The organism is Saccharothrix sp. 6-C, assembly GCF_016695385.1.
Lineage (GTDB): Bacteria > Actinomycetota > Actinomycetes > Mycobacteriales > Pseudonocardiaceae > Actinosynnema > Actinosynnema texasense.
In genome coordinates, this window is the sequence record NZ_CP064192.1 from 5,997,281 (window position 1) to 6,012,554 (window position 15,274).

Consider the following 15,274-nt stretch of genomic DNA (forward strand, 5'->3'; position numbering starts at 1 on the left):
GACTCAGCCCCGGGCCAGCGCCACGAGGTCGTCCATGGTGCCGTTGAACAGGTTCTGGTCGATCGGGGTCGACGTGTGCTGCCAGATCGCGTGCGCCGACCAGCGGTGCGGCAGCGGGCCGACGCTGTCGGCGTAGCGGGCCACCCACAGCGGGTTCGTCCCGGTGAAGTCGCCGAGGCTGCCCGTGCACAGGTCCCACCAGGTGGTGGACGTGTAGATCATCGGCCAGCGGCCGGTGCGCAGCTGGTAGGTCTCGCTGAACTGCCGGATCCAGGCCACCATCGCCTCGGGCGCGAGCCCGTAGCACTTGTCCTCGCCGTACGGGTTGTACTCGACGTCCACCGCGCCGGGCAGCGTGGCGCCGTCGGCGGCCCAACCGCCGCCGTGGTCCACGAAGTAGTTCGCCTGCGCCGCGCCGTCGGACTTGTCGGGCAGCGCGAAGTGGTACGCGCCGCGCACCATGCCCACCTCGCGCGAGCCGTCGTACTGCCGGCCGTACTCCGGGTTGACGTAACCGGTGCCCTCGGTGGCCTTCACGTAGGCGAACCGCATCCCCTGCGCCCACCAGTGCGGCCAGTCGACCTCACCTTGGTGGCTGCTCACGTCCATGCCGGGGACGGCGGGGCCGGGGAGCACGAGCTCGGACGCGTCGACCGGGTGCGCGCCCTCGTGCTTGGCGATCTGCGAGCCCGCCGCGTGGTCGGCGGAGCCCTCCACCCCGGGGTCGGCCCCGGTCGCCGGCACGTGCAGGGCGGCGAGGCAGAGGAGCACCACCGCCGACGCGGTCGTGCGGGACGGCCACCTGTGTGATCGCGCCGGCATGGGACTTCCTCCCCTTCTCCGCCCGGGCGGAGCCGTGCTCGACCCGACGGCTCGCGGTGGCTCGTCGCCGGGACTTTCTGCTCGAACGGCTACCACCGCACGTGCCCGGACAACCTGAAGAAGTCGTTTCCACCTGATCGAATGACAGAAGCCGTCTTTCGCGGCACACCATGTGACCATCGAGTGTGCGTGCGTGACGATCAATTCGTCGACCACTGGGGAAAGCCGGCATGAAGTGCCACTTCCGGGGGCACTCACCCGATGAGCGCGACGCACGGAAGGTGAGAGCCATGACGACGAGCCAAGTGGACTGGGAGCCGTTCATCGAGTCACTGCACGAGGCGGCCGCCCTGTGGGACCGGGGCCTCGCGTGCCGGGCCAGTCGGCCGCAGGTCGACGACGACGTCGACGCCGACCCGCCGCGGGTCGTGCCGATCACCGAAGCCGAGGCGGAACGGCTGATGAGGGCCGTGGCGTTCCTCGCGCGGCGGCTGAGCGTGGCCGCCGAGTGCGTCGTCTACGTGACCGCCGAGTCGAGGCTGGAGCCCACCGAGGGCGACCCGGCGGCGCAGGCGGACGCGTTGTCGCTGACCGCGCTGCACGCCGCCGCGATGCGGCACGCGGCCGACCTCGCCAGCGCCGCCTTCACCCGCTGCGACACCGTCGCGCTCAACCGCCTCGACGCCACCGCGGTCAGCCGCCTCGACGCCGCGTGAACCGACGCCCAAGAGAAATGTTCACGAACGGGTGAACAATGGTGGACTAAACACCAGGTCGCGATTATCCGCAGTTGCGGTGAAACCGGCTCCCCGGTGTTTCCACCGCCCGTCCGGGCGTAACTCCCCAGACATGCGCACCGCCTCCGTCGCGAAACTCATCGGCCTCTGCCTCGTGGCCGGGGTGCTGGTCGCCGGGATGGCGATCCCGGTCGTCGGCGCCGCCGGCCTCGTGTCCAACCGGGTGAGCGACCACGTCGCCGCCACCACGGTCAGCATGATGGACTCGCCGCCGCCGCTGATGACGACGATCACGGACAAGGACGGCGTCCCGTTCGCCTACCTCTACGACCAGTACCGGGTGCTCACGCCGCCGGACAAGGTCGCGCAGGTGATGAAGGACGCGCTGGTGTCCGCCGAGGACCGCCGGTTCTACGAGCACAACGGCGTCGACTGGCTGGCCACGCTGCGCGCCGCGCTGCGCAACCAGTCCGACGGCTCCGTCTCGCAGGGCGCTTCCACGCTCACGCAGCAGTACGTCAAGAACCACCTCGTGCACGTGCTGGAGCGGGAGGACGCCGGCGGGCAGAAGAAGGCGCAGGAGCAGACCCTGGCCCGCAAGCTGCGGGAGGCGCGCATCGCGGTGCAGGTGGAGTCGCAGCTCACCAAGGACGAGATCCTGTCGCGGTACCTGGACGTGGTCCCGTTCGGCGGCACGATCTACGGCATCGCGGCGGCGTCCCAGGCGTACTTCGCCACCACGCCGGACCGGCTGACCGTGCCGCAGGCGGCGCTGCTCGCCGGGATGGTGAACAGCCCGACGTTCCTGGACCCGGAGTCCCGGCCGGACAAGGCGATCGAGCGGCGCAACATCATCATCGACCGGATGGTGGAGAACGCCAAGCTGTCCCGCGAGCAGGCCGAGGTGCACAAGCGCGCGCCGCTGGGCCTGGCCGAGCCCGTCCGCCCGCTGCCGACCGGGTGCGTCGGGTCCGGTGTGGAGTTCGGCTTCTACTGCTCGTTCGTGATCAACCACCTGACCCGCAACGGGTTCTCGTTGAACGAGCTGAAGGTCGGCGGCTACACCATCCAGACCACTTTGGACCGCTCGCTCACGCAGCAGGCGAAGCTGGCGGCCGAGACGCAGGTGCCGAAGACGACGGAGGGCATCGCGAACACCGCGGCGGTCGTGCGGCCGGGCAAGCAGCGGCACGAGGTGGTGGCGCTGGTGGCCAACCGGGACTACGGGCTGCACAAGGAGCAGTTCCAGACGCAGTTCGACCTGCCGAGCGCGGTGGAGAACAAGTTCGGCGCGGGCTCGGTGTACAAGGTGTTCACGGCCGCGTCGGCGTTGGAGAAGGGCGGGCTCGGCATCGAGAGCGTCATCGAGTCGCCCGGGTCGTACGCCTCGCGCGTGTTCCGCGGCGGCGCGCCCGGGTGCCCGGGCACCGGCGAGCCGTTCACCTACTGGTACTGCCTGCGCAACCACGACGGCAGCTACCCGCCCCGGATGCCGTTGAAGGAGGCGCTGGCGACCTCGCCCAACACGGCGTTCGTGATCCTGGAGGAGCGGGTCGGGTTGGACTCGGTGGTCGACATGGCCTACCGGCTGGGGATGCGGGACACGCTGGCGACGAACATCGCGGGCGTGCCACCTGACCCGAAGTCGAAGCAGAAGGAGCTGCGGGTGACGCAGGCCGACTTCTACAAGAAGGCCGGGAACGCGTCGTTCACGCTCGGGCCGGCGCCGACCAGCACGCTGGAGCTGGCGAACGTGGCGGCGACCCTGATGTCGGGCGGCGTGTGGTGCCCGCCGACGCCGATCGTGAAGGTCACCGACCGCAACGGCAAGGACACGGGGTTCACCGACGCGCCGTGCGAGCAGGTCGTGGAGGAGCCGCTGGCGAACGCCCTGGCGGTCGGGCTGAGCGGCGACGACCAGGACCGCGGCACGGCCGCGGCGGCCGCGAAGGACTACGGGTGGACCCGCCCGGCGCTGGGCAAGACCGGCACGACCGAGGAGTACAAGTCCGCGGCGTTCCTGGGCGCGACCCCCGACTACGCCGGCGCCGTGCAGGTGTTCAACGACAGCACTTCGCCACGGGGCATCTGCGTCAAGGCAGGCCCACCCCGGCTGTGCGGCGAGGGTGACATCTACGGCGGCACCCTGCCCGCGCGCACCTGGTTCGACTTCATGATGAAGGCCCACGCCAACCTGCCGGAGAAACCGCTACCCCCGGTCGAACCGCGGTATCTTCGCCCCTGACGTCCGACGCCTGCTTCCCGGCCACCCGACGCCACCGCCACCCCAGGCACCCCGCCGTCACACCATCGGGTGATCATCGCCCGACAATGTACGGAAACACTGTTACCGCACCTCGGTTGATATGACCGAGCGCCGAACCACCCCGCCTACCGCCCAGCCCTCCACCCGCCCACCGGCCACCCCGCCCACCGACCACCACGGCCACCACCCCGGCACCACCCCCAGCCGCCGCCCTGACGCCGCCGCGCGACGGATCGCAGGACCCGTCCCGACCCACCGCGAGACCTACCGCCCCGACCCCGCCGCCCGGCCCGCACGCCGCGACGAACCGCACGACCCGCCGGCTGCCCATCGCGCGACGCAGGAGCGGCAGCCCTGCGAGCACGCCGCGACCCCGGCCGGCACGTTCCGCGGCCCCGCCGACGATGGCCCGCAGGCAGAGCGCCGCCCGGCCCGACCGGGCCTGCCGTCCGACCCCGCCGACCGGGCCTGCCAGAGGCACCTGCGCCACCAGTGGCACCAGTGGCGCGCCACGGGCATCGCGGCCGTCAGACGAGCCTGACTTCCACCCCTGCCTCCCGAATCCGGCTCACCTCGTCCTCCGGCGCGTCCGCATCGGTGACGAGCACGTCGATCTCGCCCACCGCGCACACCCGGCCGAACGCGGTGCGCCCGAACTTCGAGCTGTCGATCGCCGCGATCACCCGTGCCGACGCCTCGACCGCGGCCTTCTTCACCGCGCCTTCGGCCAGGTCGTGCGCCGAGACGCCGTTGCGCGCGCTCAACCCGCAACTGCCGAGCACCATCGTGTCGAACCGCATCACCCGGAACGCGTGCTCGGTCAACGGCCCGACGAAGGCCAGCTCGCCGGGCCGGATGTCGCCGCCCGGCAACACCAGCCGCACCTGCTCCGCCCCGCGCAGCTCGTCCGCCGAGTGCAACGACAGCGGCAGCACGGTCAGCCGACGCTCGCCCAGCCGCCGCGCGACCTCCACCGTGGTGCTGCCGCCGTCGAGCACCACGGTCTCGCCGTCGTCCAGCAGCGCGGCGACCGCGCCGCCGATCCGCCGCTTCGCCTCCAACCGCTGCCGCGCCCGCGCCGCGTAGGGCGTCTCCTCCCCCGTCAGCATGCTCACCGCCGCACCGCGCACCCGCCGGAGCAGCCCTTCCCGCTCCAGCACGTCGAGGTCGCGCCGCACCGTCATCTCCGAGGTGCCCACCAGCTCCGCCAGGCTGCCGACGGACACCCGCTCGCCGCCCCGCAAGCGGTAGAGGATCTTCTCGTGGCGCCAGGACACGTCCATGGCGTTCATGTGAACACCGAGGATGTTCGGAGGTCAACACCCTGGCGGGTGATGGGACGATCCGGTAGGACTTGGCACCAGCACCGTTTGGTATAGACCACTGGAGGACCGCATGACGACCGAGCCCGTGACCGACACCGACTACGGCGACGTCGTGCGCACCCACCTCACCAGGGTGGAGCAGCAGAACGCGGCGGCCCTGGACGACGTGGCCGAGCTGGTGCTGGCGAGCGTCCGCGCGGACGGCATGGTGCTCACGGCGGGCGCGGGCCACTCCCTCGCCGCCGTCGCGGAGACGTTCTACCGCGCGGGCGGCCTGGCCTGCGTCCGCCCGATCTACCACCCCGAACTGCTGCCCATGCACGGCGCGGTGAGCAGCACCTCCGCCGAGCGCCGCTCCGGGCTGGCCGCCGAGGTGCTGCGCGAAGCGGGCCTGGCCGCGCACGACGTCCTGGTCGTCTTCTCCACCTCCGGCGTGAACCCGTACCCGGTGGAGCTGGCGATGCTCGCGGCGGACGCCGGCTGCCCCGTGGTGGCGGTGACGTCGGTCGCGGCGAGCGCGCTCGCACCGCGCCGCGCGGGCACCACCCTCGCCGAGAACGCCACCGTGGTGCTGGACAACCTGGTGCCGCCCGGTGACGCGACCTACCCGCTCGCGGACCCCGTCACCGCCGCCGTGTCCACGATCGCGACCGCGTTCCTGTGGAACCTGCTGATGGTGCGCCTGTTCGACAAGGCCGCCGAGGCGGGCGTGGCGCTGCCTTTGTGGCGCAGCGCGAACGTCGAGGGCGGGGACGCGGCCAACGCCGACCTGCTGCGCAAGTACCAGACGCGGGTGCCCCAGCTGGGCTGAGTCGACGTTCACGAATCCTCCACACGTCCGGGTTAACCTCCGAACGCCGAGGGGGGAACTCGTGGACCAGAAGACGAAGCGCTGGGTGTTGGCCGGTGGGGGCGCCGCGACGGTCGCGGTGATCGTCGCGGGCGTGCTGGTGCTGTGGCCGGACGACGACCGGGCAACCGCGCACGGACCCGACCGGGTGGCGCCGGGCGTCGTCGCCCAGCAGTTCTTCACCGCGGTGACGTCCGGCCAGGCGGGACAGGCGGCGGCGGTCACCGACGCGGCGGACGTGGCGGGCGAGGTGATCGCCCGGACGCGGCAGGGCATGTCCGGCGCGGCGTTCCAGGCGCGGCTCGGCCGGCTGCCGCAGGTCGCCGACGGCGTCACGACGACCGAGGTGGACGCGGACATCACGTGGACGCTGCCGGGCGGCGTGCCGCTCGAGTACGCGACCGAGGTAGAGCTGCGGCTGGTGGACGCCCGGTGGCGGGTGCACTGGGCGCCGACCGTGCTGCACCCGCGGCTCGCCGAGGGCCAGAGCCTGGCCTACACGACGACGCCCGCCGACGGCGCGCTGCTGGACCGCACGGGCCGGCCGGTGCCGCCCGGCTTCGCGCCCGTGGTGATGGACTCGGTGCGCGCGGCCGTCGGCGCGGTGAAGGGCACGCCCGGCTGGCAGGTCGCCGTCGTGGACCGGGCCGGGGCGGCGGTCGCCGTGCTGCTGGAGCAGAAGGCGCAGGTCGCGCAGTCGACGACGGTCACGCTGGACCCGGCGACGCAGGCCGCCGCGCAGGCCGCGGTCGACCAGGTGGGCGCCCAGCAGGCCATGCTGGTGGCGATCCAGCCGTCGACCGGCGAGATCCTGGCGGTGGCGCAGAACCCGGCCGTCGGGCACGACCCGCTCGCGCTCTACGGCCACTACGAGCCGGGGTCGACGTTCAAGGTCGTCACGGCGACGGCGGCGATGACCGGTGGCCTGGCGACGGCCGACACGCCGGTGCCGTGCCCGGGCCAGGCGACCATCGGCACCCGGCACATCACCAACGACGACTCGTTCGAGCTGGGCACGGTGCCGTTGCACCGGGCGTTCGCGGCGTCGTGCAACACCAGCTTCAGCCAGTTGGCGGCGTCCCTGCCCGCGACCGCCCTGCCCCGGGCCGCCGCGTACTTCGGGCTGGCGTCGGACTTCGCGGTCGCGGGCATCACCACGAACACCGGCAAGGTCCCGCCCGCCGAGTCCGTGCCGGCCAGGGTGGAGGCGGGCATCGGCCAGGGTGAGGTGCAGGCGACGCCGTTCGGCATGGCGCTGGTCGCCGCGACCGTCGCCAACGGCCGCACGCCCGTGCCGCGGCTGATCCGGGAGATCCCGACCGAGGGCCAGGCGCCGGCGGCGTTGCCCGGCGGGGTCGTGGGCGCGTTGCGGTCGATGATGGGCGAGGTCGTCACCGGCGGCACGGCGCGCGAACTCGCCGGGTACGGCGCCGTGCGCGGCAAGACCGGCACCGCCCAGTTCGGTGACGGCACCCGGTCGCACGGCTGGTTCATCGGGTACCGGGGCGACCTGGCGTTCGCGGTGCTGGTGGTGAACGGCGGCTCGTCCAAGGCCGCGATCGCCGCCACCGGCACGTTCCTCGGCGGGCTCTAGCGGCTCGTCCGTCGCGACACGGCGGTCAGACGGCCGTCTCCATGTCGGCAGCCGACCCCCCGGTCGGCCCCGAGGTCGGCCCCGAGGTGGACGTCGAGGTGGGCGCTGCGGCGAACTGCGTGCGGTACAGCTCGGCGTAACGTCCCTCGGCGGCGAGCAGTTCGGCGTGCGTGCCGCGTTCCACCACTCGCCCGTCCTCCACGACCAGGATCTGGTCGGCCGCGCGGATCGTCGACAAGCGGTGCGCGATGACCAGCGCGGTCCGGCCGCGCAACGCCTCGGTCAGCGCGACCTGCACCGCGGCTTCCGACTCGGAGTCCAGGTGCGCGGTCGCCTCGTCCAGGATGACCACGCGTGGCCGGGCCAGCAGCAGGCGGGCGATGGTGAGCCGCTGCCGTTCGCCGCCGGAGAGCCGGTAGCCGCGCTCGCCGACCACGGTGTCGAGGCCGTCGGGCAGCGCTTCGACGAGGTGGTCCAAGCGGGCGCGGCGCAACGCGTCCCACAGTTGCTCCTCGGTCGCCTCCGGCCGCGGGTAGGCGAGGTTCGCCCGGATCGTGTCGTGGAACAGGTGACCGTCCTGGGTGACGACGCCGACGGTGTGCCGGATCGAGTCGAACGCCAGCTCGCGGACGTCCACACCGGACAGGCGGATCGCGCCGGAGTCGACGTCGTAGAGCCGCGGCACCAGGGAGGCGATGGTCGACTTGCCCGCGCCCGACGACCCGACGAGCGCCACGAGCTGCCCCGGCTCGGCCCGGAAGCGGATGCCGTGCAGCACTTCCCGACCACCGCGGGTGTCCAATGTGGCCACTGATTCCAGTGAGGCCAGTGAGACCTCGGCCGCCGCCGGGTAGGCGAACCGGACGTCGTCGAACTCGACGGACACCGGGCCGTCGGGAACGCGGCGCGGGTGCTCCGGCTCGGCGATCATCGGCTTGAGGTCGAGGACTTCGAAGACCCGTTCGAACGACACGAGCGCGGTCATCACGTCGACCCGCGCGTTGGCGAGGGCGGTGAGCGGCGAGTAGAGGCGGGTCAGGAGGAGCGCGAGGGAGACGACCGTGCCCGCCGCCAGGTGACCGGTCAGCGCGAGGTAGCCGCCAAGGCCGTAGACCAGCGCTTGGGCGAGGGCGGACACCAGGGTCAGGCCGGTCATGAACCAGCGGGTCGCCATCGCGGTGCGGACGCCGATGTCGCGGACGCGCGCGGCCCGTTCGGCGAACTCGGCCGTCTCGGCCTCCGGCCGGCCGAACAGCTTCACCAGCGTCGCGCCCGGCGCGGAGAACCGTTCGGTCATCTGGGTCGTCATGCCCGCGTTCAACGTGGACGCCTCGCGCTGGAGGTCCGCCATCCGGCTGCCCATGCGCCGCGCGGGGATCACGAAGACGGGCAGCAACACCAAGGCGAGCGCGGTCACCTGCCACGAAAGGGTGAACATCACGCCCAGTGAGAGCCCCAGTTGGATGACGTTGGTGACCACACCGGAGAGCGTCGACGTGAACGCCCGCTGCGCACCGATCACGTCGTTGTTCAGCCGGCTGACCAACGCCCCGGTGCGCGTTCGGGTGAAGAACGCGATCGGCATGCGCTGCACGTGCTCGTACACGGCGTGCCGCAGGTCGTGGATCAACCCTTCCCCGATCCGCGCCGACTGCCACCGCTCGACCAACCCGAGCCCCGCGTCCACCACCGCGATGCCCGCGATCACCACGGCCAACCACACCACGACCGACACGTCCCGGCCGCCGACGATCGCGTCCACGACCCGCCCGGCCAACACCGGCGTACTGACCGCGAGCACCGCCGACACGACCGTGAGCAGCAGGAACACGATCAGCTTCGACCGGTGCGGCCCGGCGAACCCCACCACCCGCCGAAACGTCCCGCGCCGCACCGCCGTCGGCGCGTCCGACGCCCGCATCGCGCTGCGCATCAATCCCCAGGAACCGTCCACGACAGACGGTAACGCCCACAGCCCGCTCGACGTTCCCGTTCGTGCGGACCGCGACAGGCTCGGAAGCGGCTGCACCCCCAGGACGGAGCCGCAGACATCACCATCCGGCTGCGGCAACCACGCGTGGACCGAGTGGTCGGCACAGCTACCGAGAAGCGGCGGCGAGGCCGCGTCAAAGGCGACAGGCGCAGCGGGGGCGGTGCGGCATGCCGCATGCGGCAGCAAGGGTGCCAGCGGTGAGTGGCGGCGATGCGGCAGGTGCGCGGCGACCACGGCGATGGCGGACGGGCGGCAGGTGACGGACGGGTGGGCGGAGCCGTGGGGCGGGCCGCCATCACCAGCCATGAGCCGCCGCCGGTCCGCCGCCGCGCGAGCGGGGTGCGACAGGCCGGGCCGGACGGAAGCGGCCGGCGTGGGTCTGGAGGGCGGCTGGCGGGGCCGGGAGGGCGGGGATCGGCGACGGGGTTTGGGGGTGGAGGTCAGCGGTGGGGTAGGTGGTTCGGGTGGGGGTGGTTCGGGGCTCGGTCATAATCAACCGACGTACGGGAACAGTGTTTTCGGACCGTTTTGGCCCCGATTCCACCCGATCGTGTTCAGCCCCGTTGGTCAGCTCTGGCCGCCGGCGAGGGCGGACAGTTCGGTGAGTCGGCGCAGTTGTGCCTCGCGTTCGGCCCGCAGTTGGTCGTCTTCCGACGCGCCGTCGGCGGCCGAGGCCAGCAGTGCCAGTGTCTCCCGCACAGCACCGGGCATCGGTTGCAGTAGTTGGCCGACCAGGGCGTCGACCGCGTCGTCCAGTCCGTCGGCGGGCACGACGGAGGTCGCGAGGCCGATTCGCACTGCTTCCTCGGCGCCTACCCGGCGGCCGGTCAGGCAGATTTCGGCCGCGCGCGAGTACCCGACCAGGCGCACCAGGGGCAACGTGCCGCCGAGGTCGGGCACCAGGCCGAGCGACGTCTCGGCCATGCAGAACTTGACGTCGTCGGCGGCCACGCGGAAGTCGCACGCCAACGCGAGCTGGAAGCCCGCGCCGATGGCGTGCCCGCGCACCGCGGCGATCGTCACCCGAGCCGGGTCGCGCAGCCAGCGGAAGCCCTCTTGGAACTCCGCGATCAGCGCGGCGCCTGCTTCGGGTCCCCGTCGCGTGATCTCCGGCAGACCCGGTTCGCCCTCCACCGGGGCGCCCGTGAACATGCGCCGGTCGAGCCCTGCGGAGAAGGCGCGACCGGAACCCCGGACGACCACGACGCGGACGTCCGGGCCCAGCTGTTCCCCGATCGTCCGCAACGCCACCCAGGTCGACGGCGTCTGCGCGTTGAGCACATCGGGACGGTCGAGCGTGATCGTCGCGCGCGGTCCGTCCACGACGAGCCGCACGCCTCCGCGTTCCAGCAGGTCGGCGTCGATGGTGGTCGGTGCCGACATGCGTGAACCTCCGGGTTTCGTCAGGCGTCGTCTCTCCTCGACGCCCTGTGGTTACCGGAGGGTAGCTTACTTCTTCTTCGTGCGGGTGGCGCCACCGCGACCGCGCAGCTGCACACCGGACTCGCTGAGAACCCGGTGCACGAAGCCGTAGGAGCGCCCGGTGGACTCGGCCAACGCCCGGATGCTCGCGCCCTTTTCGTACTTCTTCTTCAGGTCAGCGGCCAGCTTGTCCCGCGTGGCGCCGGTGATCCGGGCGCCCTTCTTCAGGTCAGCCACCTTGTCCCGCCTTCCGTAGACAGCAGGTCGGGCCTTCGTAAGCCCCTGTCGTCGCAATGATCGAACACGAAGACCAAGAACGCCAGGTGATCAAGCGAAATGATCTGCGAGCGGTCGTTTGATCACTGAGAGTCGATCAGTGCTCACGTTCGGGTGAGAGAGGCGGAAACTGTTGGCTCAGGCCAACTGCACGAGTTCCAGGTACTCCTGGGACCAGTGATCCTCGGTGCCGTCGGGCAGCAGGATCACCCGCTCGGGCTCAAGGGCCTCTACCGCGCCGGGGTCGTGCGTGACGAGGACGACCGCGCCCTCGTACCGCCGCAGCGCGTCGAGCACCTGTTCGCGGCTGGCCGGGTCGAGGTTGTTCGTCGGCTCGTCCAGCAGCAGCACGTTCGCCGCGCTCGACACGAGGCCGGCGAGCGCCAACCGGGTCTTCTCGCCACCTGACAGCGTGCCGGCGGGCTGTTCGAGCTGTTCACCGCTGAACAGGAACGTGCCGAGCAGCGAGCGCAGCTGCTGTTCGGGCGTGTCCGGGGCGGCGTGGCGGATGTTCTGCCAGACCGTGGCCTCGTGGTCGAGCGTCTCGTGCTCCTGGGCGAAGTAGCCGAGCTTGAGGCCGTGGCCGGCGATCACCTCGCCGCTGTCGGGGCGTTCCATCGAGCCGATCAGCCGCAGCAACGTGGTCTTGCCGGCGCCGTTCAGCCCGAGGATGACCACGCGTGAGCCGCGGTCGATGGCCAGGTCGACGCCGCTGAAGACCTCCAGCGAGCCGTAGGACTTGCTCAGGCCTTCGGCGGTCAACGGCGTCCTGCCGCACGTGGCGGGCTGCGGGAAGCGGATCTTGGCGACCTTGTCCGCCTGGCGGGTGTCCTCCAGGCCGGACAGCAGCTTCTCGGCGCGGCGCGCCATGTTCTGCGCGGCGACCGCCTTGGTGGCCTTCGCGCGCATCTTGTCGGCCTGCGCCATGAGCGCGCCGGCCTTCTTCTCCGCGTTGGCGCGCTCGCGCCGGCGGCGCTTCTCGTCGGCGGCGCGCGCTTCGAGGTACTTCTTCCAGCCCATGTTGTAGATGTCGACCTCGCCGCGCGTCGCGTCGAGGAACCACACCTTGTTGACCACGTCGTCGAGCAGCTCGACGTCGTGGCTGATCACGACCAGGCCGCCTTCGTGCGACTTGAGGAACCCGCGCAGCCAGGCGATGGAGTCGGCGTCGAGGTGGTTGGTCGGCTCGTCGATCAGCAGGATCGTGCTGGACTTCGTGCCGACGCCGCCTTCGGAGGCGGCGAACAGGATGCGGGCCAGCTCGACGCGGCGGCGTTGACCGCCGGACAGGGTGCGCAGCGGCTGGGCGAGCACCCGCTCGGCCAGGCCGAGGTTCGCGCAGATGCGGGCGGCTTCGCTCTCGGCCGCGTACCCGCCGAGGGCGGCGAACCGCTCTTCGAGGCGGCCGTACTTGCGGACGGCGGCCTGCAGTTCGGCGTCGTCGACCAGCTCGGCCATCGTGGACTGCATCTTCTCCATGTCGCGGAGGAGCTGGTCCAGGCCTCGTGCGGAGAGCACGCGGTCCTTGGCGATGACCGACAGGTCGCCTTCGCGCGGGTCCTGCGGCAGGTAGCCGAGCTCGCCGGTGCGGCGGACCTCGCCCGCGTACGGCTGGCCCTCGCCCGCGAGGACGCGCAGGGACGTGGTCTTGCCCGCGCCGTTGCGGCCGACGAGGCCGATGCGGTCGCCGGACTGGACGCGGAGGGTGGCGTCGGACAGCAGGATGCGCGAGCCCGCGCGCAACTCGAGATCGGTTGCGGTGATCAAGTTCTACTCCGGGTGTGTGGTCGTGCGAGGTCAACGGCGCGGCTGGCGCGGGACCTACTCGATCAGGATGACCACGAGCCCCAGTCTACGGGGTGGGAGCCACCGGATTAGCAGTGTGTGTCCACCGGCATACATTGCCGGTATGACTTCGGACTTCACGGGCAGGGCGGCCCTGGTCACGGGCGCCAGTCGGGGCATCGGGCACGGCATCGCGCTGGAGCTGCTGTCGCGCGGCGCGTCGGTGGCGATCACGTCGCGCAAGGCGGAAGCGGTCACGGCGGCGGCCGAGTCGCTGGCCACCACCGCGGGTGTGTCACCTGATCGTGTGCTGGCGGTGCCGGGGAACGCGGGCAACGCGGACGACCGCGCGCAGGCCGTCGAGTCGACCTTGGAGCGGTTCGGGCGGCTGGACGTGCTCGTGAACAACACCGGCATCAACCCGGTGTTCGGCGCTCTGGTGGACGCGGACCTCGACGCGGTGCGGAAGATCTTCGACGTGAACGTGGTCGCCGCGCTCGGGTTCGTGCAGCTGGCGTGGAAGGGGTGGATGCACGAGCACGGCGGGGCGGTGGTGAGCATCGCGTCGGTGGGTGGGCTGCGGTCGACGGGGGTGATCGGGGCGTACGGGGCGAGCAAGGCGGCGTTGATCCGGTTGACGGAGGAGCTGGCGTGGCAGCTGGGGCCGAAGGTGCGGGTGAACGCGGTCGCGCCGGCGGTGGTGAAGACCCGCTTCGCCGAGGCGCTGTACACCGGGCGTGAGGAGGAGGCGGCGGCCGGGTATCCGATGAAGCGGCTCGGGACGCCGGAGGACGTCGCGCGGCTGGTCGCGTTCCTGGCTTCGGACGCCGCCGAGTGGATCACCGGTGAGACCGTGCGGGTGGACGGCGGCCTGCTCGCCACCGGCACGCTCGGGTAGAGCGGCGGCACGGCGGAGCGGGACGACTGGTCGACCCGCCCGAGGCGGACGACGGCGGGGCTCATAGGCGGACGAGTCCCGCCGTTGGTGTCGACGGGCGGGATCTGGGGAGGGGCACGCGGCAGCGGGGCGAGGGCGGATCAGGGCGGCGTCGTGTTTCTTCCCCTGGTCGCGTTTGTGCTGGTAGTAAGCCCTGCTGGTCGAATCGGGGAGGGCTGCGAACGCGGCGAGGAAGAACGCCCGTTTGAGTTTGCGGTTGCCGGTGCGGGCCGGGTGTTCGCCTTTGAGCGAGGGACCGGAGCTGCGGGTGACCGGGGCGATACCGGCGTAGGCGGCCGGGTGCCCGGAAGACTTGAACCCCGAGGTGTCGCCGATCTCCAGCAGGATGCGGGCTGCGGTCCTGACCCGATGCCGGGCACCGGGATCAGGACGTCGGCAAGAGGGTGCGCATCGAGTATCCCTCGACCTCGGTGGCGACCTGTTGCGTTGCCGGAGCACGGTTTGAGGCTGTCGGCCAAGCGGGGCGGCACGGTGTCGGCCGCTGCTGTGCCGGGGACTTGTCACGGTCTGCTGGGGCCGCCGCGGCGGGAGAGGACCTCCAGCGCCGCCGGGTGGCTGACCCTGGGGCTGATCGCTCGTTCGAGTGCGGGGTGGACGCCGGTGAGCAGGCCGCGGATGCGGTTGGTGATCCGGGTGGCCTCGCCGGCCAGGTCGTCGTCGAAGCCGACCAGCACGTCCAGTTCGGCCAGGGCCTCGTGGCCGAGCGGCCGGGGCGGAGGTCGGCGATGCGGCGCATGGCCAGGCCGGGCAGGTAGGCGACCTTGTGGCGGGCGGCGCGGGCGACCGGCAGCGCACCGATCGTCGCGGGCTGGTCGACCCCCACCGGCAGCGGACCGTGGGCCTCGCGTTTGTCGAACAGTACCCGCAGCCGCGGTTCGCTGTTGGGCAGGGCGGCATCGTGCAGCCGCTTCCCTTCGGGGTCCAGGCCGACCGCATGGTGCTCGCCCTTGCCGACGTCCAGGCCGAGGAACACCTGGTAACCGCTGGTCAACGAGCGTGCCGTTCGTTCGTCGCGGGGTCGTGGGCCGGCACCCACGTTACGACGAGACCTGCCCGGCGGCGGCCGTGTCCCTATCAGCGGTCCGGCGATGCCACCGGGCCCGGTGACACCACCCCCGGATCATGCCTTCGACTGGGGGCCCGAGTCCTGCCGGACCGGCGACCACGACTCCTTGATCAGGAGCTACGAGAAAGGCAACAGGGTGCGGAGCGTGGGGGTGCGCGGGCAGAAGATGGCACGTCAGCG

Annotated in this window: 11 protein-coding genes and 1 pseudogene; 5 read left to right on the forward strand and 7 right to left on the reverse strand. The window is 71.8% G+C overall.

The window, feature by feature from the left end; all coding sequences use genetic code 11:
• Positions 1–3: 3 nt before the first annotated feature.
• Positions 4–822 (reverse strand): lysozyme, encoded by an 819-nt coding sequence (locus IOD16_RS24975; RefSeq protein WP_201436383.1) that lies wholly within the window; start codon positions 820–822, stop codon positions 4–6.
• 290 nt (positions 823–1,112) lie between these two features.
• On the opposite strand from IOD16_RS24975, the gene IOD16_RS24980 reads away from it, so the two are divergent.
• Together IOD16_RS24980 and IOD16_RS24985 are read left to right on the forward strand one after the other, a co-directional pair.
• Positions 1,113–1,538 (forward strand): hypothetical protein, encoded by a 426-nt coding sequence (locus IOD16_RS24980; RefSeq protein WP_201436384.1) that lies wholly within the window; start codon positions 1,113–1,115, stop codon positions 1,536–1,538.
• A gap of 133 nt (positions 1,539–1,671) precedes the next feature.
• Positions 1,672–3,804, forward strand: a complete 2,133-nt coding sequence (locus tag IOD16_RS24985) for a transglycosylase domain-containing protein (RefSeq protein WP_201436385.1) — start codon at positions 1,672–1,674, stop codon at positions 3,802–3,804.
• A gap of 548 nt (positions 3,805–4,352) precedes the next feature.
• Here the strand turns inward: IOD16_RS24985 and IOD16_RS24990 are convergent.
• On the reverse strand, positions 4,353–5,117 hold the full coding sequence (locus IOD16_RS24990) for a DeoR/GlpR family DNA-binding transcription regulator (RefSeq protein ID WP_201436386.1): 765 nt from the start codon (positions 5,115–5,117) through the stop codon (positions 4,353–4,355).
• Positions 5,118–5,220: 103 nt separating this feature from the next.
• On the opposite strand from IOD16_RS24990, the gene IOD16_RS24995 reads away from it, so the two are divergent.
• Positions 5,221–5,961: an SIS domain-containing protein gene (locus tag IOD16_RS24995; protein ID WP_201436387.1), complete on the forward strand. Its 741-nt coding sequence runs from the start codon at positions 5,221–5,223 to the stop codon at positions 5,959–5,961.
• Positions 5,962–6,022: 61 nt separating this feature from the next.
• Positions 6,023–7,594: a penicillin-binding transpeptidase domain-containing protein gene (locus IOD16_RS25000; protein ID WP_201436388.1), complete on the forward strand. Its 1,572-nt coding sequence runs from the start codon at positions 6,023–6,025 to the stop codon at positions 7,592–7,594.
• 25 nt (positions 7,595–7,619) lie between these two features.
• Here IOD16_RS25000 and IOD16_RS25005 read toward each other — a convergent pair whose 3' ends face one another.
• From IOD16_RS25005 to IOD16_RS25020, 4 genes are all read right to left on the reverse strand, one after another.
• Positions 7,620–9,548: an ABC transporter ATP-binding protein gene (locus IOD16_RS25005; RefSeq protein ID WP_201436389.1), complete on the reverse strand. Its 1,929-nt coding sequence runs from the start codon at positions 9,546–9,548 to the stop codon at positions 7,620–7,622.
• A 606-nt stretch (positions 9,549–10,154) separates the two neighbouring features.
• Positions 10,155–10,970, reverse strand: a complete 816-nt coding sequence (locus IOD16_RS25010; protein ID WP_201436390.1) for an enoyl-CoA hydratase/isomerase family protein — start codon at positions 10,968–10,970, stop codon at positions 10,155–10,157.
• Positions 10,971–11,036: 66 nt separating this feature from the next.
• Entirely contained in the window at positions 11,037–11,246 is a 210-nt protein-coding gene (locus IOD16_RS25015) for a helix-turn-helix domain-containing protein (protein ID WP_015103570.1), read from the reverse strand.
• Between the two features lie 177 nt (positions 11,247–11,423).
• Positions 11,424–13,052, reverse strand: coding sequence for an ABC-F family ATP-binding cassette domain-containing protein (locus IOD16_RS25020; protein WP_201436391.1), 1,629 nt, complete (start codon positions 13,050–13,052; stop codon positions 11,424–11,426).
• A 142-nt stretch (positions 13,053–13,194) separates the two neighbouring features.
• Between IOD16_RS25020 and IOD16_RS25025 the strand changes: the two genes are divergently transcribed.
• The gene (locus tag IOD16_RS25025) at positions 13,195–13,968 is read left to right on the forward strand and encodes an SDR family oxidoreductase (RefSeq protein WP_201436392.1); all 774 of its coding nucleotides are present in this window, start codon (positions 13,195–13,197) and stop codon (positions 13,966–13,968) included.
• A 138-nt stretch (positions 13,969–14,106) separates the two neighbouring features.
• Here the strand turns inward: IOD16_RS25025 and IOD16_RS25030 are convergent.
• Positions 14,107–15,019: pseudogene (locus tag IOD16_RS25030) on the reverse strand (IS110 family transposase); the annotation flags it as partial.
• Positions 15,020–15,274: the final 255 nt, after the last annotated feature.